The sequence below is a fragment of the Bradyrhizobium sp. ISRA430 genome (assembly GCF_029909975.1).
GTDB lineage: Bacteria > Pseudomonadota > Alphaproteobacteria > Rhizobiales > Xanthobacteraceae > Bradyrhizobium.
Genome location: NZ_CP094516.1, coordinates 4,982,710 through 5,005,732 on the forward strand (window position 1 = coordinate 4,982,710; position 23,023 = coordinate 5,005,732).

24 protein-coding genes are annotated in these 23,023 nt (G+C 64.3%); 4 read left to right on the forward strand and 20 right to left on the reverse strand.

Annotated features, from left to right (window positions below; all coding sequences use genetic code 11):
- Positions 1-9: 9 nt before the first annotated feature.
- From phoU to MTX21_RS23765, 14 genes are all read right to left on the reverse strand, one after another.
- Entirely contained in the window at positions 10-726 is a 717-nt protein-coding gene (gene phoU, locus MTX21_RS23700; protein ID WP_280967092.1) for a phosphate signaling complex protein PhoU, read from the reverse strand.
- Positions 727-737: 11 nt separating this feature from the next.
- On the reverse strand, positions 738-1,556 hold the full coding sequence (pstB, locus tag MTX21_RS23705; RefSeq protein WP_280967093.1) for a phosphate ABC transporter ATP-binding protein PstB: 819 nt from the start codon (positions 1,554-1,556) through the stop codon (positions 738-740).
- The gene (pstA, locus tag MTX21_RS23710) at positions 1,553-2,398 is read right to left on the reverse strand and encodes a phosphate ABC transporter permease PstA (RefSeq protein WP_280967094.1); all 846 of its coding nucleotides are present in this window, start codon (positions 2,396-2,398) and stop codon (positions 1,553-1,555) included. Before pstA ends, pstB begins: the two co-directional genes overlap by 4 nt.
- Positions 2,399-2,402: 4 nt before the next feature.
- Entirely contained in the window at positions 2,403-3,392 is a 990-nt protein-coding gene (pstC, locus tag MTX21_RS23715; protein WP_280971146.1) for a phosphate ABC transporter permease subunit PstC, read from the reverse strand.
- Positions 3,393-3,563: 171 nt separating this feature from the next.
- Positions 3,564-4,574: a phosphate ABC transporter substrate-binding protein PstS gene (gene pstS / locus MTX21_RS23720; protein WP_280967095.1), complete on the reverse strand. Its 1,011-nt coding sequence runs from the start codon at positions 4,572-4,574 to the stop codon at positions 3,564-3,566.
- A 143-nt stretch (positions 4,575-4,717) separates the two neighbouring features.
- Complete coding sequence (locus MTX21_RS23725; protein ID WP_280967096.1) at positions 4,718-6,013, reverse strand: ATP-binding protein; 1,296 nt, start codon at positions 6,011-6,013, stop codon at positions 4,718-4,720.
- A 32-nt stretch (positions 6,014-6,045) separates the two neighbouring features.
- A complete protein-coding gene (locus MTX21_RS23730) occupies positions 6,046-7,101 on the reverse strand; it encodes a lysylphosphatidylglycerol synthase domain-containing protein (protein ID WP_280967097.1) in 1,056 nt (351 codons plus the stop codon).
- A complete protein-coding gene (locus MTX21_RS23735) occupies positions 7,102-7,296 on the reverse strand; it encodes a hypothetical protein (protein WP_280967098.1) in 195 nt (64 codons plus the stop codon).
- A 216-nt stretch (positions 7,297-7,512) separates the two neighbouring features.
- Complete coding sequence (locus tag MTX21_RS23740) at positions 7,513-7,944, reverse strand: GNAT family N-acetyltransferase (RefSeq protein WP_280967099.1); 432 nt, start codon at positions 7,942-7,944, stop codon at positions 7,513-7,515.
- A gap of 22 nt (positions 7,945-7,966) precedes the next feature.
- On the reverse strand, positions 7,967-8,194 hold the full coding sequence (locus MTX21_RS23745) for an Rdx family protein (protein WP_280967100.1): 228 nt from the start codon (positions 8,192-8,194) through the stop codon (positions 7,967-7,969).
- Between the two features lie 12 nt (positions 8,195-8,206).
- A complete protein-coding gene (locus tag MTX21_RS23750; protein WP_280967101.1) occupies positions 8,207-9,139 on the reverse strand; it encodes a haloalkane dehalogenase in 933 nt (310 codons plus the stop codon).
- On the reverse strand, positions 9,136-9,726 hold the full coding sequence (locus MTX21_RS23755; RefSeq protein WP_280967102.1) for a TetR/AcrR family transcriptional regulator: 591 nt from the start codon (positions 9,724-9,726) through the stop codon (positions 9,136-9,138). The genes MTX21_RS23750 and MTX21_RS23755 overlap by 4 nt, the downstream gene beginning before the upstream one ends.
- Positions 9,727-9,843: 117 nt before the next feature.
- On the reverse strand, positions 9,844-10,140 hold the full coding sequence (locus tag MTX21_RS23760) for a hypothetical protein (protein WP_280967103.1): 297 nt from the start codon (positions 10,138-10,140) through the stop codon (positions 9,844-9,846).
- Between the two features lie 2 nt (positions 10,141-10,142).
- Positions 10,143-11,537: an OmpA family protein gene (locus MTX21_RS23765; RefSeq protein ID WP_280967104.1), complete on the reverse strand. Its 1,395-nt coding sequence runs from the start codon at positions 11,535-11,537 to the stop codon at positions 10,143-10,145.
- Positions 11,538-11,702: 165 nt separating this feature from the next.
- On the opposite strand from MTX21_RS23765, the gene MTX21_RS23770 reads away from it, so the two are divergent.
- Both MTX21_RS23770 and MTX21_RS23775 read left to right on the forward strand, forming a co-directional pair.
- A complete protein-coding gene (locus MTX21_RS23770) occupies positions 11,703-12,761 on the forward strand; it encodes a polysaccharide deacetylase family protein (protein WP_280967105.1) in 1,059 nt (352 codons plus the stop codon).
- A gap of 182 nt (positions 12,762-12,943) precedes the next feature.
- Entirely contained in the window at positions 12,944-13,753 is an 810-nt protein-coding gene (locus tag MTX21_RS23775) for an SDR family oxidoreductase (RefSeq protein WP_280967106.1), read from the forward strand.
- A 177-nt stretch (positions 13,754-13,930) separates the two neighbouring features.
- Here MTX21_RS23775 and boxB read toward each other — a convergent pair whose 3' ends face one another.
- The 4 genes from boxB to MTX21_RS23795 form a co-directional block, all read right to left on the reverse strand.
- Positions 13,931-15,382 (reverse strand): benzoyl-CoA 2,3-epoxidase subunit BoxB, encoded by a 1,452-nt coding sequence (boxB, locus tag MTX21_RS23780; protein WP_280967107.1) that lies wholly within the window; start codon positions 15,380-15,382, stop codon positions 13,931-13,933.
- 120 nt (positions 15,383-15,502) lie between these two features.
- A complete protein-coding gene (gene boxC / locus MTX21_RS23785) occupies positions 15,503-17,191 on the reverse strand; it encodes a 2,3-epoxybenzoyl-CoA dihydrolase (RefSeq protein ID WP_280967108.1) in 1,689 nt (562 codons plus the stop codon).
- A gap of 201 nt (positions 17,192-17,392) precedes the next feature.
- The gene (locus tag MTX21_RS23790) at positions 17,393-18,211 is read right to left on the reverse strand and encodes an alpha/beta hydrolase (protein WP_280967109.1); all 819 of its coding nucleotides are present in this window, start codon (positions 18,209-18,211) and stop codon (positions 17,393-17,395) included.
- A gap of 301 nt (positions 18,212-18,512) precedes the next feature.
- On the reverse strand, positions 18,513-20,054 hold the full coding sequence (locus MTX21_RS23795) for a benzoate-CoA ligase family protein (RefSeq protein ID WP_280967110.1): 1,542 nt from the start codon (positions 20,052-20,054) through the stop codon (positions 18,513-18,515).
- A gap of 136 nt (positions 20,055-20,190) precedes the next feature.
- Between MTX21_RS23795 and MTX21_RS23800 the strand changes: the two genes are divergently transcribed.
- Together MTX21_RS23800 and MTX21_RS23805 are read left to right on the forward strand one after the other, a co-directional pair.
- Positions 20,191-21,099, forward strand: a complete 909-nt coding sequence (locus MTX21_RS23800; RefSeq protein WP_280967111.1) for a helix-turn-helix transcriptional regulator — start codon at positions 20,191-20,193, stop codon at positions 21,097-21,099.
- 93 nt (positions 21,100-21,192) lie between these two features.
- The gene (locus MTX21_RS23805; RefSeq protein ID WP_280967112.1) at positions 21,193-21,588 is read left to right on the forward strand and encodes a group II truncated hemoglobin; all 396 of its coding nucleotides are present in this window, start codon (positions 21,193-21,195) and stop codon (positions 21,586-21,588) included.
- An 84-nt stretch (positions 21,589-21,672) separates the two neighbouring features.
- Here the strand turns inward: MTX21_RS23805 and MTX21_RS23810 are convergent, their stop codons facing one another.
- A complete protein-coding gene (locus MTX21_RS23810; RefSeq protein WP_027549787.1) occupies positions 21,673-22,005 on the reverse strand; it encodes a PRC-barrel domain-containing protein in 333 nt (110 codons plus the stop codon).
- A 128-nt stretch (positions 22,006-22,133) separates the two neighbouring features.
- A complete protein-coding gene (locus MTX21_RS23815; RefSeq protein WP_280967113.1) occupies positions 22,134-22,919 on the reverse strand; it encodes an IclR family transcriptional regulator C-terminal domain-containing protein in 786 nt (261 codons plus the stop codon).
- Positions 22,920-23,023 lie beyond the last annotated feature (104 nt).

The following is a 23,023-nucleotide window of genomic DNA, read 5'->3' on the forward strand; positions in this document are numbered from 1 at the left end:
CGTCGCTCCTTACGTATTCGGGACCGTCGTGGCGAAGGTCGTCATGTCGCCCTTCGGCCGCTTGTCGGCGATGGCCTGACCTTCGATCATGTAAAACACGGTCTCGGCGATGTTGGTGGCATGGTCGCCGATCCGCTCGATGTTCTTGGCGCAGAACATCAGATGGATGCAGAACGAGATGTTGCGCGGATCCTCCATCATATAAGTGAGGAGCTCGCGGAACAGCGAGGTGCAGATGGCGTCGACTTCCTCGTCGCCCTTCCACACCGCCATCGCCGCCGGCAGGTCATGCGCGGCATAGGCGTCAAGCACCGACTTGACCTGCTGCTGCACCAGGTCGGTCATGTGTTCCAGGCCGCGGAACAGCTTTAGCGGATGGAAGTCCGTCTCCAGCGCGGCGACGCGCTTGCCCATGTTCTTGGCAAGGTCGCCGATGCGCTCGAGGTCGGTCGCCACGCGCATCGCACCAACGATCTCGCGCAGGTCGATCGCCATCGGCTGACGGCGGGCGATGGTGAGCACGGCACGCTCCTCGATACGCTTCTGCAGCGCGTCGAGCTCGACGTCGGTGGCGACGACGCGCTGGCCGAGCGCGACGTCGCGGCGGATCAGCGCATCGACGGAATCGACGATCATGCGCTCGGCAATCCCGCCCATCTCTGCGACCAGTCGAGTGAGCTCCTGAAGGTCGGTGTCGAAGGCCTTTGCGGTGTGTTCGGAACCCATATCCTGTCTCCTCAGCCGAACCGGCCGGTGATGTAATCCTGCGTACGCCGATCGCTCGGCGACGTGAAGATCTTGCTGGTGTCGTCGAACTCGATCAGCTCGCCGAGATACATGAAGGCGGTCTTGTCGGAAACGCGCGCCGCTTGCTGCATGTTATGGGTGACGATCGCGATCGTGTAGTTCTCGGACAGCTCCTGGATCAGCTCCTCGACCTTGGCGGTCGAGATCGGGTCGAGCGCCGAGCAGGGCTCGTCGAACAGGATCACTTCGGGGCGCACCGCGACGGTGCGCGCGATGCAGAGGCGCTGCTGCTGGCCGCCGGAGAGCGAGAGGCCCGAGGCGTTGAGCTTGTCCTTGACCTCGTTCCAGAGCGCGCCGCCGCGCAGCGCCTTCTCGACGCGGTCGTCCATCTCCGACTTCGAGATCTTCTCATAGAGGCGGATGCCGAAGGCGATGTTCTCGTAGATCGTCATCGGGAACGGCGTCGGCTTCTGGAACACCATGCCGACGCGGGCCCGCAGCAGGTTGAGATCGAGCTTGGGGTCGAGAATGTTGGTCTGGTCGAGCATGAGCTGACCGGTCACACGCTGGCCCGGATAGAGATCATACATCCGATTGAAGATGCGCAGCAGGGTCGACTTGCCGCAGCCCGACGGACCGATGAACGCCGTGACGCGGTTGGTGCCGAGCGTCAGGTTGATGTTCTTCAGCGCGTGGTGTTCGCCGTAATAGAAGTTGAGGTTGCGAACCGTCACCTTGGCCGGGGCCTCCGGCAGCGGTTGCGACGCCAGGTGACCGTTGGAACTCACGGATACGGACAGGTCGGTCATTTTGCGGTCCTCTCGGCGCCAAGGATGCGCGCGCCAATGTTCAGGGCAAGCACGGTGAGCGTGATCAGCAGCGCGCCGCTCCAGGCGAGTTGCTTCCAGTAGGCGTACGGGCTCTGCACGAAGTTGTTGATGGTGACCGGCAGGTTCGCTATCGTCTTGTTCAGGCTCAGGCTGAAGAACTGGTTCGACAGCGCAGTGAACAGCAGCGGCGCAGTCTCGCCGGCGACGCGGGCGGTCGCGAGCAGCACGCCGGTGATGAGGCCGGAGCGCGCCGCGCGATAGGCGATCCGCTTGATCACCAATGAACGCGGCAGGCCCAGTGCCGAGGCCGCCTCACGCAGCGCGTTCGGCACCAGGAGCAGCATGTCCTCGGTCGTGCGTAGCACCACCGGGATCACGATCACGGCGAGCGCGAGGCTGCCGGCGATCGCCGAGAAGCCGCGCATCGGCACCACCACCGCGCCGTAGATGAACAGGCCGATGATGATCGAGGGTGCGCTGAGCAGGATGTCGTTGATGAAACGGATGACCGAGGTCAGCTTGTCATTGCGGCCGTACTCGGCGAGATAGGTGCCGGCGAACAGGCCGAGCGGCGCACCGATGCCGACGCCGAGCACGGTCATGATCAGCGAGCCGACGATGGCATTGAGCAGGCCGCCTTCGTTCGAGCCGGGCGGCGGCGTGCTTTCGGTGAAGATCTGGAGGTTCAATCCCGTCAGGCCGTTGTAGAGCAGCGTGATCAGGATCAGCGCGAGCCAGGTCACGCCAAAGGCGGCGGCGCCGATGCAGAGACCGCGGATCAGGATGTCCTTGCGGCGGCGGCGTGCATAAATCGGGTTCATGGCGTCACTTCCCCGCTTTCTTTTCGAGGCGCAGCAGCATCAGCCGCGCGGCCGCGAGCACGAAGAACGTCAGCACGAACAGCAGGAGGCCGAGCAAGATCAGGCCGGATTGATGCAGGCCGTCGCTTTCGGCGAACTCGCTGGCGATCGCCGCCGAGATCGTGGTGCCCGGCGCGAAGATCGATGAGGAGATCCGGAACGAGTTGCCGATGATGAAGGTCACCGCCATGGTCTCGCCAAGCGCACGGCCCAGCGCCAGCATGACGCCACCGATGATACCGACCCGCGTGTAGGGGATCACCACGCTGCGGACCACCTCCCAGGTGGTGCAGCCGACGCCGTAGGCAGCCTCCTTCAGCACCGGAGGCACGGTCTTGAACACGTCGACCGAGATCGAGGTGATGAAGGGCAGCACCATGATCGCCAGGATCAGCGAGGCGTTGAACAGGCTGAGATAGGACGGCGGGCCGGCGAAGATCGCGCCCAGCACGGGAACGCCGTCGAAGATTTTGATCATGAAGGGCTGGAAGGTGTTGGCCAGGAACGGGCCGAGCACGAAGAAGCCCCACATGCCGTAGATGATGGAGGGAATGCCGGCGAGCAGCTCGACCGCCATGCCGATCGGACGGCGCAGCCATTGCGGGCAGAGCTCGGTCAAAAAGATCGCAATGCCGAGACCGACGGGGATGGCGATCAGCATCGCAATGAAGGAGGTGACGAGCGTGCCGTACATCGGCCCGAGCGCGCCGAGCACGGGCGGATCGGCGGACGGCGCCCAGCGCTGCGTCCACAGAAACGACAGGCCATACTCCTTCATCGCCGGGAAAGCACCGACGATCAGCGACACAATGATGCCGCCGAGGATGAGCAGGACCGAGATCGCACTCAGCCGCGTGATCCAGTAGAAGGTGAGATCGCCGAGCTTGAAGGCGCTCAACGCCTTGGCACGATCATAGGGTCCGGCGTCATCAATCACGTCGCTCTGAACGGCCATCTCTGCCACGCCGATCCCCTGTACTGACTGTATTTGCTCTTTTGTCACCGGTCTCGCGCTCCGGATGCGTCTCATCGCGACAGCGACCCGACGCATCCGGGAACGAGGCCTTGCGGATCCCGGACCGACAGCGCGGCAGATGATGCCGCGCTGCGCCCAGGACAAGAGCGCTTAGCTCTTGATCTCGGCAGCCCAGGTCTTCTCGATCTGCTGGACGACGCTGTCCGGCATCGGGATGTAGTCGAGCTCCTCGGCCATCTTGCCGCCGTTCTTGAAGGCCCAGCGGAAGAACTTGATGGCTTCCTGCGAGGCCGCCTTGTCGGTGCCTTCCTTGTGCATGAGGATGAAGGTCGCCGCCGTGATCGGCCAGGACTTGTCGCCGGGCTGGTCGGTCAGGATGACGTAGTAGCCGGGCGCCTTGGACCAATCGGCGTTGGAGGCGGCCGCCTGGAAGGCCTCGACCGTCGGCTGCACCGTCTTGCCGGCCTTGTTGACGAGGCCGGTGTAGGTCAGCTTGTTCTGCTTGGCATAGGCGTACTCGACGTAGCCGATCGAGTTCTTGGTCTGGCTGATGTTGCCGGACACGCCCTCGTTGCCCTTGGCGCCGACGCCGACCGGCCACTCGACAGCCGTGCCCTCACCGACCTTGCTCTTCCAGTCAGCGCTGGCCTTCGAGAGATAGTTGGTGAAGTTGAAGGTCGTACCCGAACCGTCGGAGCGGCGCACCACGGTGATCGCCTCGGACGGCAGCTTCACGTTCGGATTGAGCTTCTTGATGGCAGCATCATCCCACTTGGTGATCTTGCCGAGATAGATGTTGGCGAGGGTCTCGCCATCGAACACCAGCTCGCCGGCCTTGACGCCCTCGATGTTGACGACGGGAACGATCGCACCCATCACCATCGGCCACTGGGCGAGGCCGTCCTTCTCGAGCTGCTCGGCCTTGAGCGGCGCGTCGCTGGCGCCGAACGTCACGGTCTTGGCCTGGATCTGCTTGATGCCGCCACCGGAGCCGATCGACTGGTAGTTCAGGCCGTTGCCGGTCTCCTTCTTGTAGGCGTCAGCCCACTTGGAATAGATCGGGAACGGGAACGTCGCACCGGCGCCGGTAATATCGGCGGCGAAAGCCGACGTCGATGCGGCGACCAAGCCAGCAGCGACGATAGTTTTGAGGAAATTCATGCTGGTCTCCATACTGGGGAGCGAAGCGCCATCCGCGCCCGATCGCGCTCCCGCGCCGCCCCTTTAGGAGCGGTCGGCTGTGCTTTTACGAAGGTTTGGTGACAGTCAGATGACAGCTTTAAGTGGCTGGAATCGCTTGAATATCAGGTTGACGCCGAGGTCCTGGCCTGGGGAAAACAGGCGGTGAAGGTGGCGCCCTGCTTGGGCACGCTTTCGATCAAAAGCCGGCCGCGATGACGGTTAAGAATATGTTTCACCAGCGATAATCCGAGGCCCGTCCCGCCTTGCGAGCGGCTGTCGCCGACGTCGACCCGGTAGAAGCGCTCGGTCAGCCGCGGCAGGTGCTCGGGCGCGATGCCGGGGCCGAAATCGCGCACGAAGACGCGGATTTCCTGAGTTCCATCAGTCGCCGCGCCGATGTTGAGCGACACGATGACGCGCCCGCCCGAGGCACCATATTTGAGCGCGTTCTCGATCAGGTTCTCGAACAGGCGCAACAGCTCTTCACGGTCGCCCGCGATCATCACCGGGCTCTCCGGCAGATGGGTCTCGACGTCGACCTGGCGTTCGCGGGCCAGCGGCTCGAGCCCGTCGGCGACCTGGCGGATGATCGGCACGAGATCGACCAGGGTGTCGGGTCGCACATGGGCGGACAACTCGACGCGCGACAGCGACAAGAGGTCATCTATCAGGCGCGCCATGCGTGTGGCCTGAGCGTGCATGATGCCGAGGAAGCGCTCGCGGGCCTTGGGGTCGTCCTTGGCCTGCCCCTGGAGCGTATCAATGAAGCCCGACAGCGCGGCGAGCGGCGTGCGCAATTCGTGGCTGGCATTGGCAACGAAATCGGCGCGCATCTCCTCGACCCGGCGCAGCGGCGTCTGGTCGTGGAAGGTCATCAGCATGCATTTGTCGGCGCCGCCGAAGGTGGTGGGCACCGGCACCGGCGTGATGATGAGCTCCATCCAGCGATCGACCGGCACATGGTCGAGATAGTCTGCGCGCCGCGGCTCGGTGGTGGCGATCGACTCGCGCAGCGCGGTGATGATCTCCGGCGAGCGCAGTGCGAACTGCGCCAGCTCGTTCTTGCGCAGCGCCGGCGCAAGCTGGGCGGCGGCCGCATTGAGATGGATCACACGGCCGGCGCGGTCGAGCAGCACCGCCGGATCCGGTATGCCGGCGACGACCGCCGCAACCGCCGCGCTTTCGACGGGATTGATGCGGCGGACGTCGTCGCGCGAGGCCGCATTGTCATGCAGTCGCCACGGGATCAGCGCGGCGGCCGCTATGCAGAGAAACACCGCCACGGCGCGCACCGCCGACAATTCGCCGAGCGAAACCACGACCGACAGCGCCAGCGCTGCGGCGATCAGGATGATAGTCGAGTGCCGCAGCCGGTCGGACCAGGGCTGGGCGGGAGAAGGAGGGGCATCAATCGCCATCGGGGCGGGCTTCTCCTAGGGGCTTGCGCGGTTCAGGCGCCGCTGTCGCTGCGCTCTCTCACATAGGCGGCTTCAGGTGCCGGACCGGGGTCGAGCTTGAGCGCCGCCTGCTGCAGGCGCTTCGATCGGGCGCCGATGATAACCTCGCGAAACGTCAGCAAGATTACAGATATGACGAAGGGTGAAAGATAATAGAGCACCCGGAACAGGAGCATGCCGCCCAGGAGCTCCTCCCGGTCCATCTGCCAGAGGCCGACAAGCATGGCAGCGTCGAAGACGCCGAGGCCCCCGGGCGAATGGCTGGCAAAGCCGAGCAGCGTCGCCGAGACGAAGATCACCGCGACCACGACGAAGCCGAGATTGGGCTCGTCCGGGACCAGCACGTACATCGCGAGCGCGCAGAAGCCGAGATCGATGATGCCGATCGCGATCTGCAGCAGCGTCAGCGGGCCGCCCGGCAGCACCACCGTCCACGGTCCGCGGCCGACCACCCGCGGCTGGGTCCAGACCCAGACCACATAGGCAACCAGCGCGACGATGATCCCCATCGCCGCCGTGCGGTTCAGCCAGGGCGGAAGCTGGTCGATCGAGGCGGCCGCCTCCGGATGGTAGGAAATTCCAAGCCCCAGCACGGCGGCGTTGCCGAGCCAGAAGGTCAGACCGGCGAGGAAGCAGATCTTCGCGACGTCGATCGCGTTCAGGCCATGGGCTGAGTAGATGCGGTAACGCACCGCGCCACCGGTGAAGACGCTGGCGCCTACATTGTGACCGATCGAGTAGCTCGTGAAGGCGGCCAGCGCGTTGATGCGATAAGGCACATGGGCATGGCCGATCGCGCGCACGGCGAACAAGTCGTAGAAGGTCAGGGTAAAATAGCCCGCGGCGACGAACAGCGCCGCCATCGCAATCTGACGCGGCTCGGTGCTCTTGATCGCTTCGACCACCTCGTTGAAATCGATGCCGCGCAGCATGTGATAGAGCACATAGCAAGCGATGCCGATGACCGTGACGCTGATGACAACGCCAAGCTTATGCAGGATTTGCTTCTGGCGCAGAAACGACATCGCCCTGCGTATGGCTTCCAGCATCTAGACCTCGAACAACGCTCCAGCGGCCACGTTGGCCGGCGAATTGACGGCCGGCGAACCCGCGCCGCCGGCGCCGGCATCGCGCATTCCCCCCGCCCCTCCAGTAGCGCGTTTCGGGCCGGAGTGGAATTCGCCAATGCGACCAAAAAGCCGTTCCTTCAATGTTTTAGATAGGCTTTCGAGCAGGGAATACACGGGGGGCGGCTCTTTCCGCGACAGGGTTCACGCGAATCTCCATGGCAATCCTGCGCAGGGGCCGTGAAGTTTTGATGATTTCGATCGTGCAATGTTCCGTCCGGCCTTAAGCCGACGTCAATCTATGCGCCGCGCCCGACTGTTGAAAGGCGGGACGGCACGGCCGGTTTTGCGTGGATTATCCTCTGCGCTGAGAGGTCGCGGCGTGAGCGCCGCCTAGGGCGCGGTCAGATAGCCGCGCTCATAGGCATGGGTCTGATCCTCGAAGATGGCCATGGCCGTGGTCATCCGGCGGAAGCCGAGACGTTCGTAGAAGGCCTCCTTGCCCGGCACGGCATAGAGGATGATTTTTCGGTGCGAGCCGCAGCGCGCAAGCAGCCGCTCGATGATCTGGCGGCCGAGGCCCTGGCCCTGACAGTCCGGGTGCACCGCGATATCGCAGAGATAGGCGCAGTCGCGGCCGTCGGCGAGCACGCGGCCGGCGCCGACGAGACGGCCGCTATCGTAGACGAAGGCCCGGAACATGCTGTTGCCGAATACCAGCGCGAGATCGGCCGGCGCCTTGTTGCCCAGCGGCGCGATGCGGTAGAGCACGGAGAGTTCGTCCCAGTCGATCGCGGTGAGATCGTCGGTCCAGACAATCGACATCGGCAAACCTTCCTGTGCTCAATCAGCGCCGCGCGGCGGCAACGGCGGCGACGATCTCGTCAGCTCCAGGAAAATGCCCCTTGCTGCGGCTAGCGACAATCCTGTCGCCGAGCTTGAGCTGGAAGATCCCGCCCTTGCCCGGCACGAGATCCGACTCCAGCGCCAACTGTTCATGCAGCGCAGCGGCTGCTTCCTTCGCGCGTTTTTCGTAGCCGCAGGGCCGACAATAGACAATCGTGACGTCCGACATTTTGCTCTCCGTTCAAGCCGCAAGCTGCGGGCGCACCGCTTCGATGCCGGCGATCCAGCCCGCGACCGACCGGCCGATCGCCTCGGGGTGATCCTCCTGGAGGAAATGCAGTCCCGGACCAAGACGCACCAGCGCGCAGTGCTTCAACGGAGCTGCGAACCGCTCGGCAAATTCGGGCGAGACCAGCGCGCCAGGCTCGCCCGTGAACAGCAGCTTTGGATAGGACGAGGTTGCCAATGCCGCATGGGCGGACTGAAGCGTTTCATAGACATCGGCAGGCTCGCCAGCGATCGGCAGTTCGCGGGGAAGGGCGAGAACGGGGCGGCGGCTCTCGGGCGTCGGGAACGGTGCGCGATAGGACGACATCTCCTCGTCGCTGAGCCTGCGCAGGATGCCGCCGGGCAGCACGCGTTCGACGAACGCATTGGCCTGAAGGATCATGGCCTCGCCCTCGCCCGGTGTTCTGAACTTGCGAAAGATGGCCCTCGCCGCCTCGGCGTGCTCGAACTCCTCCGCGACCTCGCTGTGGTGGAAATCCTGCCAGGTCGGCATCGGGCGGATGAACTCCATGAAAGCGAGGCCGCGGACGAAATCCGGCCGGCGCGCAGCAAGATGAAATGCGAGCGCGGTGCCCCAGTCCTGCGCGACGAGGTAGGCCGAGGAGATGCCGAGTTCGTCGATCAGTGCATCGAGATGGCGGACGTGGTCGAAGAAGCGATAGTCGATGTCGGGCTTGCCGGACCGGCCGAAGCCGACGAGATCGGGCGCGATGCAATGCGCCACCGGCGCCACCAGCGGCAGGATGCTGCGCCAGATATACGACGAGGTGGGATTGCCGTGCAGAAACAGCGCGACCGGCGCATCCTGGGCGCCCGCCTCGCGCCAGGCCATGGTCGTTCCCAGGATGGACGTGTTGCGAATCTCGATCTCGGCTTGCTGGCTCATGTCGACTCCTTGAACACGGTTTGGAATGCGATGCTCTTGAAACGCTCGAGCGCTTTGGGATTGCGATCGACCTTCATGCGCAGGATCGCGCCCTGCCAGGATGCGAGCAGGAAGTCGGCAAGCTCCTCGGGCTCGAAATCCGACGCTATCTCGCCACGTTCCTGGGCTTCTGCGATGCAGACGGCGAACGGCACGCGCCATTCGGCAAAGATCTCGGCGAGGCGCGTGCGCAGCATCTCGCTGCTGCCGGTGGCCTCCAGGCTGAGATCGCCAATCAGGCAGCCGCGGCCATAGCCGTCGGCCTCCAACCTGCCGGTGATGATGTCGAGGTAGCGGCGGAGCCGCGCGCGCGGTGTCAGCGAGGTATCCTCGAGCGCCTGCGCGACCAGCCCCCTGGTGACGCCAAAATAGCGGTCGAGCACTTCGGAAGCGAAGGCCTCCTTGGAACGAAAATGGTTGGTGAAGGAGCCCTGCGGCGCGCCCGCCGCGGCGGTGACGTCGCGCACGCTGGTGCCATGATAGCCGGTGCGGAACATGACCTTGAGGCCGGCGTCGAGGATAGCGTCTTTGAGTGAGGGCTTTGGCATGACATGCACAATACGCACGTACGTATTATTGTCAAGCTCAACTTTTCGCCTCGACGTTCTCCTTTGTCATCAGACAGTTACCGCAATGTTGGATGCGCCTATACGCGGGCCGGAAGCTCAGGCCGCTGGCGCGCTGCGCGAGACCACGCGATCGCGTAGCCACGCGCCGATGGTGCAGCCGACCAGATAGCAGGCAAAGATAATCAGACCGAGGTCGAGCCAGTAGCCGAACCGTCCGGGGACCACACGGGTGAGCGACGCCGCGACCAGTCCCGCGACCAGCACCGCCAGCCAGCGTGCTGTCACCTTCGAGGTGCCGTTGCCGCGCTGGACCACCGAAATCCAGCCCATCGCCAAGCCCAACAGCAGCGATCCGATCAGCCAGCCCAAATGAAACGAGACGAGATACGGCATCGTCACCTCACCAGAAATTCGATGCGGCGGTTCTGCGCCTTGCCATCATCGGTGTCGTTGCCGGCGACGGGCTGCGTCGCGCCATAGCCGACCGCGGTGAAGCGGGTCGCCGGCAGGCCGGCCTTGACCAGATAGTCGATCACCGCCTGCGCGCGCTTTTCCGAGAGGGCCTGGTTGAAGGAATCCTCGCCATCGGCATCGGTGTGGCCGGCAACCTCGATATTGGTGGTCGGACAACGCAGCGCCGTCTCGATGAGATGGTCGAGAATGCCTGCAGAGTCCGGATCGATGTTGGCGCGCTTCGGCTCGAAGCGAATCTTGCCCTTGCCCAGGAGCTCCGAGAACAATTGCTGGCAGACGGTGCCGTCGACCGGGCCCGCCGCAGGCTTCACCGTTATTTCCGGCTTGTACTGCCAGGTCTTTGGAAAATCCTTGCCGAGACCGGCGCGAATATCGTTGGCCGCGCCTTCATACAGCGCATCGCCCGACAGCTTCACCTCGCGGTCGGACACCACAAGTGTGCCGGTCGACAGCCGCGACAGCGCGCCGAGGGCTGCGACCACCGCAGTGCTGAAGGAGCTAGGCGCCCCGATGCTGGACTTGAGATTGTCGACGACCTTTTCGGTGAAGAACCTTCGCGAGGCGCTGCTTGCGATGGCCGCGTGCACGTTGTCGTCAGGCACGTAGCCGGTCAGCGTCAGCGTCGCGGCGACCGGATCCTTGTAGGCCTGGAAGATATAGGGCGGTGCCTTGACCTCGTTCGCGGCGATTGAAAAACCTTCGGGCAGGTTCTTCAACGCCACCGCGATCGCCTCGCGGCCGCCGAGGTCCCGGGCCATGCCCGACAGGCTGATCTTGGTGTCGGAGATCGTGATCTTGCCTTCCTTGAGCTTGCCGATCTGGTCGAGCAGGAGCATCGCGGCCGCCTCGAACCGCGGTGGCGCGCCGCGCGCCAGCCCCATCTGATCGGCCACCTCGACCCCGCCGAGCTCCTTGCGCGCCGCCTCCACGAGCCGCGCCTTCATCGCCGGCAACGGCGCGCTGCCCGACAGCGTCACCCGGACCACGTCGCGCTCGGCGTTCCAGACGAAGGGCTTGGCCTCGGGAACGAGGCGGGTCGCGTCGTCGACGAGGCGAACGCCTGGAACGTTCTCGACCGCCATCACCGCATCGCGGCGGCCCTCCTCGGAGAAGGCATCCGCGGCCAGGCTGACATCGCGGCCGTCGACGGCAATCCGGGTCTTGTCCAGAACGGTGCCCTTGAGCGCGGCGCTGCTTCGGGCCGACAGGTCGGCTTCGACCGGCAAGGTGTTATTCCAGGCCGCAAATCCCCACATGACGGCCAAGGGGATCAGCCCCGGCCACCATTTGCTGGCCCACTTGAAAAGCTTCTGCATTCGACGACCCGAACTCTGGAACCGGAGACAAAACAAACCCTTGGCAGGCTGTCAAACCGGAAATGCCGGCCGTCTGAAGGCCCTGCGTGGACAATTGGAATAACTTTTTCTTCAAGGGTCCTTCCTTAAGTTGAAGGCGGAATGCCAGGGGTCCGCCAGCCTTCGATGAAACAACTCCGCAACAACGTCATCCGCGCCGGGCTGGGAGCACTCTATTTCAGCGGCGCGCACCATCTCCTGCGTCCGCTTTTGTCGGGCGTCGGTGCCATTTTCATGCTGCACCACGTGCGGCCGGCCCGAGACGACGCATTCCAACCCAACCGGCACCTCGAGGTCACCCCGGATTTCCTGCGCGCGACCCTTTGCCACCTGCGCTCGCGCGACATCGACATCGTCAGCATGGACGAGTTGCATGAGCGGCTGGTCCAAGGCAACTTTGCTCGCCGCTTCGCCGCCTTCACCCTCGACGACGGTTACCGCGACAATCTGGAGTTTGCGCTGCCGGTGCTGCGCGAGTTCGACGCGCCTTCGACCGTCTATGTCACCAGCGACTTCGCCGAAGGCATCGGACGCCTGTGGTGGATTGCGCTGGAAGCGGTGATCGCCAAGGCCGAACAGATCGACGTGCAGATCGGCAAGGCCGCGCTTCGCCTCGATGCGACGACGCCTGCGGCAAAGCAGGCGGCGTTCGACCGCCTGCACGACTGGCTGCGCGCGCTGCCGGGCGAGCATGATCTCAAGCGCGAGATCGAGACACTCTGCACCAGATACGACGTCGATATGGCCGCGCTGTGCCGCGGCCTTTGCCTGCCCTGGGGCGAGGTCACGGCGCTTGCCGCCGATCCACTGGTCACGATCGGCGCCCACACCATCAGCCACTGCAATCTCGCCAAGCAGAGCGAGGCGATCGCCGCGCAGGAAATGGCAATGAGCCGCGCGCGGATCGAACAGGCGCTCGGACTTCCCGTGCTGCATTTTGCCTACCCCTATGGCGACCGCGAGGCAGCAGGCCAGCGCGAATTCGCGCTTGCCGCTTCCGCCGGTTTCAAGACCGCCGTGACGACGCGACCCGGTATGCTGTTCGCCGAGAACGCCGGCCACATGACCGCGCTGCCGCGCGTCTCGCTCAACGGCAACTACCAGGACACCCGCATCCTGCCGGTGCTGACCTCGGGCGCCGCGACCGCGATGTGGAACGGCCTACGCCGGATCGCTGCGGCCTGATCGATCCGCACACTCAGACCTCATCCTGAGGAGCGCTCCGAAGGAGCGCGTCTCGAAGGATGGTGCGCCCGCATCCTTCGAGACGCGCTAACGCGCTCCTCAGGATGAGGGCGGAGCTAGCGACGGTTCCTTGACTCCCCTCATCGCCCCGCCCACAACGAGTGCCAACCAAGGGAGGCGTCATGTTCAAAAATCTGTTCTCGCTCGAAGGCCGTGTTGCGCTCGTGACCGGCGGCTCGCGCGGCATCGGCAAGATGATCGCAGCAGGCTTTCTTGGCGCCGGCGCGGCGAAGGTTTACATCACTGCGCGCAAGGCCGGGCCTTGCGAGGAGACCGCCAAGGAGCTCTCCGCGCAATTTAACGGCGAATGCATCGCGCTGCCGATCGACATCTCCGCGCTTGCCGGCGTCGAGCTGCTCGCGGGCGAATTCAAAAAGCGCGAGCCAAAACTCGACATCCTCGTCAACAATGCGGGAGCAGCCTGGGGAGCGAAGTTCGACGAGTTTCCGGAGAGCGGCTGGGACAAGGTGATGAACCTCAACGTCAAGTCGCCGTTCTTCCTGACCAAGGCGCTGGCAGCTCCCTTGCGTGCGGCTGCAAGCGCGGAGCGGCCGGCCAAGGTGATCAACATCGCGTCCATCGATGGCATCTTTGTCAATCCGATGGAGACCTACTCTTACGCGGCAAGCAAGGCCGGGCTGATCCACCTGACGCGGCGGATGGCGGTGAAGCTGATCTCCGATCATGTCGTGGTCACCGCGATCGCGCCGGGACCGTTCAAGTCGGACATGAACCGCGCCGCGCGCGATCACGGTGACGAGGTTGCGACGCGCGTGCCTGCAGGTCGGATTGGCACCGACGAGGATATGGCGGGCGCCGCAATCTATCTCGCCTCACGCGCGGGCGACTATGTGGTGGGCGCGACGATCGCGGTGGATGGCGGGATCGTCTATGCGAATCCCGGCATCAAGGGGAGCGGGTGGGATAGTTGAGACTGGCTGCGAGTGCAGCACCCTCGCCTCACACTCGCTGTCATGCCCCGGCTTGACCGGGGCATCCAGTACGCCGCGGCCTCTCTGCGAAGCCACGACCGCCTCTGGAATACTGGATCACCCGCTTTCGCGGGTGATGACAGCATTCGGTCTTGCGCAAAACTCAGTCCCTGGCCCTTACGACTCGATCTTCACGTATTCGAAATCGCCGGGCTTGTTGTCGATGCCGACTTTCGGCGGCGAGATCCAGGAGGCGAACTTGCCGGTCTCGGTGACGGGCTGCATCAGCGATGTGATGAAGTCGCCGTCGCTGGCCGACGGCAGCCACTCGTCCCTGCGCTTGGCCCAGGTGGCATCGTCGATCAGGATGCCGTCGGGCGTGGCGTGGACGTCCTTGAACTCGCCGATGTGACGATGGAAGGCGACGTTGGGCAGCGTCAGCTTGAAGTCGTAGCCCGCGGTCGAGATCACCTTGTTCCAGCGCAGCATGCCCTTGACGCAATCCTGGCTGTAGTCGTCGCGCAGGCGCATGTTGAGCGCGGTCAGCGCCGGCTCGTCGACCAGCTTGGCTTCGCCGTTGATCAGCTTGAGCACCGGATAGGTGGCATTCTTGAGTTGATGATCGTCCTCGATCTGGGTCTCGTGATAGCGGCCCTTGATGCCGGCGTTGAAGGCGTTCGCCGCATTGGTCGAAACTTCGGAGCCGAACAGGTCGAGCGACAGCGTATAGTGCAGGTTCAGCTTCTTCTGGATGGTCGGCAGATCGATCACGCCGAGTGCGCGGACCTTGGCGATATCCGTCGGATCGGAGATGCCCGCTTCCCGCATCGCATCGCAGGTGCGCTGCACGACGCGGGTGATGCCGGTCTCGCCGACGAACATGTGGTGCGCCTCTTCCGTCAGCATGAAACGGCAGGTGCGCGACAGCGGATCGAAGCCTGACTGCGCGAGGCTGTGGAGCTGCATCTTGCCGTCGCGGTCGGTGAAGTAGGTGAACATGAAGAAGGACAGCCAGTCCGGCGTCGCCTCGTTGAAGGCGCCCAGCATGCGCGGCGCATCCGCATCACCCGAGCGGCGGCGCAGCAAATCGTCGGCTTCCTCGCGGCCGTCGCGGCCGAAATACTTTTGCAGCAGATACACCATCGCCCAGAGGTGACGGCCTTCCTCGACATTGACCTGGAACAAATTGCGCATGTCGTAGAGCGAGGGCGCGGTCTTGCCGAGATGACGCTGCTGCTCGACGGACGCGGGCTCGGTGTCACCCTGGATCACGATCAGGCGGCGCAGCATGGCGCGATGCTCGCCCGGGACTTCCTGCCAGGCCGGCTCGCCGTAGTGCTCGCCGAACGGCACGACGCGCTTTTCTTCCTGCGGCGCAAGCAGAATGCCCCAGCGATATTCGGGCATGCGGACATAATCGAACTTGGCCCAGCCGCGCGGATCGACCGAATAGGCGGTGCGCAAGTAAACCAGCGATTCCTGAAAACCTTCCGGTCCCATGTCGCTCCACCAGTCCATGTAGCCGGGATGCCAGCCTTCCAGCGCTTTCAGCACCTGGCGATCTTCGGCGAGATTCACGTTGTTCGGAATCTTGGTCGAGTAGTCGACGTTCATGATGTTCATGTTCATGGCGCATCTCCCGTGGGGGACTGGTTCATTTAATTTCTGGCGTCGAACTGCGGATCGCGAATAGCGAATGGCGAGTAGTGAATGGACTTCCCTCATTCGCTATTCGCCATTCCCTACTCGCTATACCCGCGTCATATCGAATTTCGGCTTCTGTCCGCTGCCGTAGCGGCGCAGTGCGCCTTCCTCGCCGACGGCATTGGGGCGCTGGAAGATCCAGTTCTGCCACGCAGTCAGACGCGCGAAGATCTTTGACTCCATCGTCTCCGGGCCGACGAAGCGCAGGCTCGCTTCCATACCGGTGAGGCTGTCGGGCGAGAAGCTGGCGCGCTCCTCGAGGAAGACGCGGACCTCGTCATCCCAGTCGATGTCGTCGAGCGCGAAGGTGACAAGGCCGAGCTCCTCGGCCTGCTCGGCGTCGAGCGCCTCGCCGGTATGGCCCTTGGCGCGTTCGACCTCGGACGGATCTGCCTGGAAGCGCGACTCGAGCCGCGTCAGCCCGTGGCTCATCGGATACGGGCCAAAATTCATCGCGGAAAGCTCGATCGCGGGCGGCGGGCGGTTGTCGCCTTGGCGCGTGCCGACCAGCATGTAGGAGCGGTCGGCGGCGAAGACGAGCTCGGCGAGCGTACCAGCAAAGCAGGAGCCGGGCTCGACCAGCGTCACCAGCGTGCGCGAGGTGACGTCGATGCGCTTCAAGACACGCTTCCAGTAGTGGCGGATCTCGTTGACGAGCCAGTGCGCCTTGTTGGCTTCGAGGAACGCGTCGCAGGCGAGCACATGGGCGCGGTCGCCATGGCTCTTGAACACCAGCATGGCGATCTCGAGCTCGTTGATGCGCAGATGCAGGATGGCGTCATCGAGCTCGCGCGCGACCTGAAGCGGCCAGAACGAGGCACCCTGCGCCATCATGCCGTCGATATCGGCGGGCGGTGAGGCCTCCGGAGCCTTGATCGCGACGGTGGCAATGCGGGCGGCGCGGTCGATGTCGACGCTGACGAAGCCGTAGCGGACGCTGTTCTCGTCGATCGTCCGCTTGAGCGGCGTCAGCGCGATACCCTTGCCGCTGCCGTTGCGCTTCGAGGCGCCGGCGAACTCCTTGGCGCGCTCGGCGATCCTGGCCTCGAGCTTGGAATTCGGCGCGATCTCGTCGACCAGGCGCCAGGCCACTGCGCGCTTGCCCTTCACACCTTCCTCGATGGTGCAGAAGAAGTCGGCATGGTCGCGGCGAACCTTGCGCTTGTCGACGACGCGGGTGAGACCGCCGGTGCCCGGCAGCACCGCGAGCAGCGGCACTTCGGGCAGCGCAACAGCAGAAGAGCCGTCATCGGCGAGGATGATGTGGTCTGTGGCGAGCGCGAGCTCGTAGCCGCCGCCGGCGGCCGAGCCGTTCACCACGGTGATGAAGCGCTGGCCGGAATTCTCCGAGGAGTCTTCCATGCCGTTCCGGGTCTCGTTGGTGAACTTGCAGAAGTTGACCTTGTGGGCGTGGGTCGAGCCGGCAAGCATGCGGATGTTGGCGCCGGCGCAGAACACGCGGTTCTTGGCCGAGCGCAGCAGCACGACCTTCACCTCCGGATGTTCGAAGCGCAGCCGCTGGATCGCATCGGCGAGCTCGATATCGACGCCGAGATCGTAAGAGTTGAGCTTGAGTAGATAGCCCTCGAACAGGGCGCCGTTCTCGTCGACATCCATGATCAGCGTCGCGACCTCGCCGTCGACCGCGAGCTTCCAGTGCCGGTAGCGGGACGGATCGGTCTGGAAATCGATGAATGTCGCACCGCCTGCGAGGCGACGATCTTCCCCGGCCATGGGCCACCCTTGAGCTGGATTATGAGCTTCGGTCTTTAACCGTTAGATGCACAATAATGCATCTTTTCGGATGCGTCTAGCCCCCGCGCTGTCGCCACATGCATTTTGTTTCATGGGTCGGGATCGCGGCGGCGCGCCGGACCACGGCTGCGGCCCGCTCGCCTTTAGCGGCACACCCATCAAAGATGTGCCTGCAACAGTTCAAGCGGCCCGTCCCTGAAGACTCTGGTCGTCGCGCAGGGCCGCCGTTGCAAACTGGACAATCGCGTCAAGCGTCGCACCCGGCGCTTCGCGATGCGGCGAATGCCCCGCGCCTGAAATGACTTTCAAATCTACCGGGCAATAACATTCTGCCTGCGCGATCTCGACCTGACGCAGTGTCCCGTATTGATCATCGACACCCTGCAGGACCATCACAGGGACGCGGATGTAGGCGAGGTACTCGGAGATGTCCCAGTTGCGGAATTTTGGATCGAGCCAAGCGCCGTTCCAGCCATAGAAGGCGTTGTCGACATCCTTGTGCCAGCGCGCGAGTTTGGCCTTCAGGTCCGTGGTCTCGTAGGCCGTCTTGATCGCGGCGATCGACTGCACCGAGATATCCTCGACGATGAAATGCGGCGCCAGCAGCACGAGGCCGCCCAGCCGGTGATCCTGGTGCGAGCCGGCATAGATCGCCGCGATCGAGCCGCCGTCGGAATGGCCGAGCAGCAGGCCGCGCTTGAACCCGATTGCGTCGAGCACCTTCGGCAGCACGTCCAGCGCCTCGCGCTGCATGTAGTCGAGCGGCCGCGGCAGCTTCACGGGGCTCGACTGGCCATAGCCCGCGCGCGAGTAGACGAACATGCCGGCGCCGGTGGCCTGCTGCAGCTTCTCGGGAAAATCATTCCAGAGCCCGACCGAGCCGAGCCCTTCATGCAGCATGACAATGGTCGGCGCGTCCTGGACTTGTGGCGCGAGCCATTTGTATTCGAGGCTGGCGCCATCGATGCTGAGGAAGCCGGTGGGGGTGAGGTTGGTCATGCTGTGACTCTTCTTCGTTCGCGCAATGAGGACGAGACGCGTTCTCTCGCTCCGTCGTTCCCTCCCCCCTTGCGGGGGAGGGCTAGGGAGGGGGTTGCCACACGGCACCCTCTCTCAATTTGAACAAACGATGTTGTGACGATGGATAGACCTTTTGCTGGGCTACCCCGCTCCCACAGCCGAAGCTCCGCTTCGGCGTTCATTAGAAGGACGGCCGCCGAAGGCGGCCTACGCCTCCCCCGCAAGGGGGGAGGGAGCGCAGCGGAGTTCGCGGTAACAGCACTACGCCATATGAGCACGCTCAGTTCGCCCCTTCACGCAGCTTGAACCGCTGAATCTTTCCCGTTGCCGTCTTCGGCAAGGACTCCACCACGTCGATCCACCGCGGATATTTCCATGGGCCGATCTTCTGCTTGACGTGCTCTTTCAACATCTCCTGCAGATCGTCCGTCTTTGCGCCAGGGCGCAGCACGACGAAGGCTTTCGGCTTCAGCAGTCCTTCCGGATCGGCCTCGGGCACGACGGCAGCCTCCAGCACGGCGGGGTGCGTGATCAGCGCGCTCTCGACCTCGAACGGCGAAACCCAGATGCCGGAGACCTTGAACATGTCGTCGGCGCGGCCGCAGAAGGTGTAGCGGCCCTCGGCGTCGCGCACATATTTGTCGCCGGTGCGCGTCCATGGCCCTTCAAAAGTGCGGCGGCTCTTGTGGCGCTGATTCCAGTAGCCCTCACCGGCAGAGGGCGCATCGACCAGGAGCTCGCCGACCTCACCGTCGGCAACGTCCTGGCCGGCCTCGTTGACCAGCCGCACGGCATAGCCCGGTACCGGCTTGCCGGAGGAGCCGTACTTGATGTCGCCGGGCGCGTTCGACAGGAAGATGTGCAACAGCTCGGTCGAGCCGACGCCGTCGAGAATGTCGACACCGAAACGCGCTTTCCAGCTATTGCCGACGGATTCCGGCAGCGCCTCGCCGGCCGAGGTGCAGATGCGTAATGCGCTGCCGCCGCGCTCACTCTTCATCGTCTCGTCGTTGAGCATCGCCGCGAACAGCGTCGGCACGCCGTAGAAGATCGACGGATTGTACTTGTTCATCAGGCCGAACATCCGCGCCGGCGTCGGGCGCTCGCTATTCAAGACCACGCTGGCGCCCACCGACATCGGGAAGGTCAGCGCATTGCCGAGGCCATAGGCGAAGAACAGCTTTGCCGCGGACAGGCAGACATCGCTCTCGCGGATGCCGAGCACCTGTTTTGCGTAGGTGTCGGCGGTTGCCTGCAGGTTCGAATGCAGATGGCGGACGCCCTTGGGCATGCCGGTCGAGCCGGACGAATACAGCCAGAACGCCGGCTCATCGGGGTGGGTCGCGGCCGTCGCGAACTGATCGCTCTCACCCGCAAGCTCCTCAGTGAGCTGCTTGTGGCCGTTCATCTTGGCGCCGGACACCACGACATGCTCGAGATCCGGCATGCGGCCGACGACGTCCTTGATGACGGGATAGAGCGCTTCGGCGACGAACAGCGCGCGCGCGCGGCAGTCGGCGAGGATGTAGGCGTACTGGTCCGCAGTCAGCAGCGTGTTGAGCGGCACCGGCACGATGCCGGCTCGGATCGCGCCGAGAAATACGATCGGGAAGTCGACCGTATCCAGCATGATCATCGCCACCCGCTCCTCGCGGCGGACGCCAAGCCGGCGCAGCATGTTCGCGGCGCGCCGCGTTTCGCGCTGGAGCTCGCCATAGGTGAGCCGCGAGGCGGTATCGTCGAAGACCAGCTTGTTGCCGCGGCCTTCCTCGACGTTGCGGTCGAGCAGCCAGGTCACCGCGTTATAGGATCCCTCGCTCACGGACTTCTCCCCAGAATTTAGAATTATAATTCATAGAAAGACACCGGAGCGGCTTGCTGTCAATGCCATCAGGCATTATGTTTCATTTAAATGCGCCGCAGGACCTCCGCTAAAGAAGGCCCATGATCTGTAGTCCATGACCGACAGTCCCGACGCCGAATCCCGATTTCTCGAACAGCTCGGCCAGCGCGTGCGCACCATGCGTGCGCTGCGCGGCATGTCGCGCAAGGTGCTCGCCAAGGTATCAGGAATTTCGGAGCGTTACATCGCACAGCTCGAGAGCGGCAAGGGCAACGTCTCCATCGTGCTGCTGCGCCGCGTGTCGGACGCGATGGGTGCGCATCTCGAAGACCTGCTTCCCTCAGCCGATCCGACGCCGGACTGGCAGATGTTTCGCGATCTCCTCCGCAAGGCGACGCCGAGCCAGATCGCGCAGGCCAAGGATCTGCTTGCCGGCGGCAGCGCCTCGGCGCCGCGGCGTGCGCCGTTCTGCGGCATCGCGCTGATCGGCCTGCGCGGTGCCGGCAAGTCCACGCTCGGCAAGATTTTGGCGAAGAAGATCGGCTGGAGCTTCGTCGAGCTCAACAAGGCGATCGAGGAGCAGAACGGGCTTTCGATCGCCGAGATCATCGCACTCTACGGCCAGGAAGGCTTTCGCCGCATGGAGCAGACGGCGCTGCAACAGCTCCTGGCACGCAACGAGCTGATGGTGCTGGCGACGGGCGGCGGCATCGTCTCGGAGCCGCTGACCTTCGACCAGATCCTGTCGTCGTTCTACACGATCTGGCTGAAGGCCGAGCCCGAGGAGCACATGGCGCGCGTGCGCCGCCAGGGCGATCTGCGCCCGATGGCCGATGACCGCTCCGCAATGACGGAGCTGCGCAACATCTTGCTGAGTCGCGAGCCGCTGTATTCGCGTGCGACGGCGGTGGTGGATACCGCCGGCCTCTCCGTCGACGCCGCCGCCGCGCGCCTGATCGACGCAGTGCGCCCCGTGCTCCAGAACGAAGCCCGCAGCTTCGGCCTGCGCAGCGTGGCGCTGTAGATTCTTCGCCGTCGTCCCGGACAAGCGAGCGCAGATGTTTGTGGGCGCGCCACAATGCATATCCGAACCCGGCAGCAAGCCTTGGGATTAGCAATGACCGATAGCGACGTCGCAGCTTCCATGTTCGAGCGGATCGGCGGCAGCGCCACGATCGATCGGCTGGTCGAGCGCTTCTATGCGCGCATGGACACGCTGCCGGCTGCGAAAGTCATCCGCACCATGCATGCGGCCGATCTCGGCGACATCAAGGACGTGCTGAAGCGCTATCTCACCGAATGGACTGGCGGACCGCGACTCTATTCGGTCGAGAAGGGCCATCCGCGGCTGCGCCAGCGGCATATCGGCTTTGCGATCGGCGATGCCGAACGCGATGCGTGGCTGCTCTGCATGCGCGGCGCGCTGGAGGAGACGGTCGTCGACACGGCTGCGCGACAGGACCTCGACCGCGCGCTATCCGGCCTCGCCGACTGGATGCGCAACCGGCAGTGAGGGTGCCGGCAGAGGGGCGAGGACACGCGGGGCGCGACATGGAGCGCGAAGCGGCGGGGCATCAAGACGAATGAAGTCGATCGCCTAGATCGACCAGTAATTCGGATGCTGGTAGGGCCGCGAGCGGTCGCCCCAGTCGAACTCATCGCCATCGACCTCGCAGGGGCCGCTGCTCAGTTGCTCCGGCGTCAGCTCGACCTGGAAGGCCTGACGTCCCGGATCGTATTTCAGTGCGCTCCACTGCAGAGGATAATGATGGTGGGTCCCGAGCAGCCTGCCGGTCTTGATGACGGCGTAGGCGACCGTTCCGCTCACCTTGTCGAGCATCAATCGCTCAATCGTGCCGAGCTTCGTGCCGTCACATCCGTAGACGGCGACGTGCTCCACGCGATCACTGGGAACCATGGTGTGTTGCATGGCGTACTCCCTGGTCTTCTGTGGAGCACATTATAGCACAGGCTGCGGCAATGTAGGGTGGGTTAGCCGAAGGCGTAACCCACCTCTTTGCGTCGCACACGGTGAGAGAAGTGGTGGGTTACGCTTAGCTACAGCAACTGCGACCGCACCGCCTCGGCACCTTCCCGTAGCAGCGGCAGGAAGCGGTCGAGCAGTTCCCGCGCCGGCACGCGGTCGACATGGGCGCCCATGTTGATGGCGGCGACGATCACTCCGTCGTAGCGGCGGACGGGAACGGAGATCGAGCGAAAATGCGGCTCGGCCTCGCGATCGACCAGCGAATAGCCTTGCGTACGGTCGGCAATGATGCGCGCGCGCAGCGCCTCGGGATCGGTCACCGTTTGCGGCGTCAGCGCCTCGCGCGTCATGGCCTTCAGCCGCGCGGTGAGACCGGCATCGTCGAATTGACCGAGCATCGCGCGACCGACCGAGGTGCAGAACGAAGGCAGGCGGTAGCCGATTTCGAGTCCGCCCGAAAACACGCGCGCCGGGCCGCCGCGGGCGATGAATACGACATCGTCGCCATCGAGCACCGCAAGCGAGGAGATCTCCTGCGCGGCGGTTGCGACGCGGTCGAGCACGGGCTGAAGCACGGCGACGAGCTGGCTCGAACGCAGATACGACGCCGCGAGCGTCAGTACATGCGGTGTCAGCGTGAACAGCTTGCCGTCGCCGGCAACGAAGCCGCCGCGCTGGAGCGTGAACAGCATGCGCCGCGCGGTGGCGCGCGGCAGCTCGGCGGCGCGGGCGAGGTCGCTCAGCGTCATCGGACCCGCGGCGGTGCCGAAGCACTGAAGCAGGCGCAGGCCGCGATCGAGGCTTTCGACGAAATCCGTCGCGCGCTCCTCGCTCTCGCTCCGCTTCAGCTTGGGCATCGGTGTCGGGACATTCCTGCAAAATAGTGCTTGCTGCGGATCCAACGCATGGCATAATTCGCCCATTCGTTCAATAGGCGAACAGAACGCCCCTCCAGAAAAAG

Excerpts from the sequence above, each read along its gene's own strand:
- phoU (WP_280967092.1), bottom strand. The coding sequence starts at position 726 with ATGGGTTCCGAACACACCGCAAAGGCCTTCGACACCGACCTTCAGGAG.
- pstB (WP_280967093.1), bottom strand. The coding sequence starts at position 1,556 with ATGACCGACCTGTCCGTATCCGTGAGTTCCAACGGTCACCTGGCGTCG.
- pstA (WP_280967094.1), bottom strand. The coding sequence starts at position 2,398 with ATGAACCCGATTTATGCACGCCGCCGCCGCAAGGACATCCTGATCCGC.
- pstC (WP_280971146.1), bottom strand. The coding sequence starts at position 3,392 with ATGGCCGTTCAGAGCGACGTGATTGATGACGCCGGACCCTATGATCGT.
- pstS (WP_280967095.1), bottom strand. The coding sequence starts at position 4,574 with ATGAATTTCCTCAAAACTATCGTCGCTGCTGGCTTGGTCGCCGCATCG.
- MTX21_RS23725 (WP_280967096.1), bottom strand. The coding sequence starts at position 6,013 with ATGGCGATTGATGCCCCTCCTTCTCCCGCCCAGCCCTGGTCCGACCGG.
- MTX21_RS23730 (WP_280967097.1), bottom strand. The coding sequence starts at position 7,101 with ATGCTGGAAGCCATACGCAGGGCGATGTCGTTTCTGCGCCAGAAGCAA.
- MTX21_RS23740 (WP_280967099.1), bottom strand. The coding sequence starts at position 7,944 with ATGTCGATTGTCTGGACCGACGATCTCACCGCGATCGACTGGGACGAA.
- MTX21_RS23745 (WP_280967100.1), bottom strand. The coding sequence starts at position 8,194 with ATGTCGGACGTCACGATTGTCTATTGTCGGCCCTGCGGCTACGAAAAA.
- MTX21_RS23750 (WP_280967101.1), bottom strand. The coding sequence starts at position 9,139 with ATGAGCCAGCAAGCCGAGATCGAGATTCGCAACACGTCCATCCTGGGA.
- MTX21_RS23755 (WP_280967102.1), bottom strand. The coding sequence starts at position 9,726 with ATGCCAAAGCCCTCACTCAAAGACGCTATCCTCGACGCCGGCCTCAAG.
- MTX21_RS23760 (WP_280967103.1), bottom strand. The coding sequence starts at position 10,140 with ATGCCGTATCTCGTCTCGTTTCATTTGGGCTGGCTGATCGGATCGCTG.
- MTX21_RS23765 (WP_280967104.1), bottom strand. The coding sequence starts at position 11,537 with ATGCAGAAGCTTTTCAAGTGGGCCAGCAAATGGTGGCCGGGGCTGATC.
- MTX21_RS23770 (WP_280967105.1), top strand. The coding sequence starts at position 11,703 with ATGAAACAACTCCGCAACAACGTCATCCGCGCCGGGCTGGGAGCACTC.
- MTX21_RS23775 (WP_280967106.1), top strand. The coding sequence starts at position 12,944 with ATGTTCAAAAATCTGTTCTCGCTCGAAGGCCGTGTTGCGCTCGTGACC.
- boxB (WP_280967107.1), bottom strand. The coding sequence starts at position 15,382 with ATGAACATGAACATCATGAACGTCGACTACTCGACCAAGATTCCGAAC.
- boxC (WP_280967108.1), bottom strand. The coding sequence starts at position 17,191 with ATGGCCGGGGAAGATCGTCGCCTCGCAGGCGGTGCGACATTCATCGAT.
- MTX21_RS23790 (WP_280967109.1), bottom strand. The coding sequence starts at position 18,211 with ATGACCAACCTCACCCCCACCGGCTTCCTCAGCATCGATGGCGCCAGC.
- MTX21_RS23800 (WP_280967111.1), top strand. The coding sequence starts at position 20,191 with ATGACCGACAGTCCCGACGCCGAATCCCGATTTCTCGAACAGCTCGGC.
- MTX21_RS23805 (WP_280967112.1), top strand. The coding sequence starts at position 21,193 with ATGACCGATAGCGACGTCGCAGCTTCCATGTTCGAGCGGATCGGCGGC.
- MTX21_RS23810 (WP_027549787.1), bottom strand. The coding sequence starts at position 22,005 with ATGCAACACACCATGGTTCCCAGTGATCGCGTGGAGCACGTCGCCGTC.
- MTX21_RS23815 (WP_280967113.1), bottom strand. The coding sequence starts at position 22,919 with ATGCCCAAGCTGAAGCGGAGCGAGAGCGAGGAGCGCGCGACGGATTTC.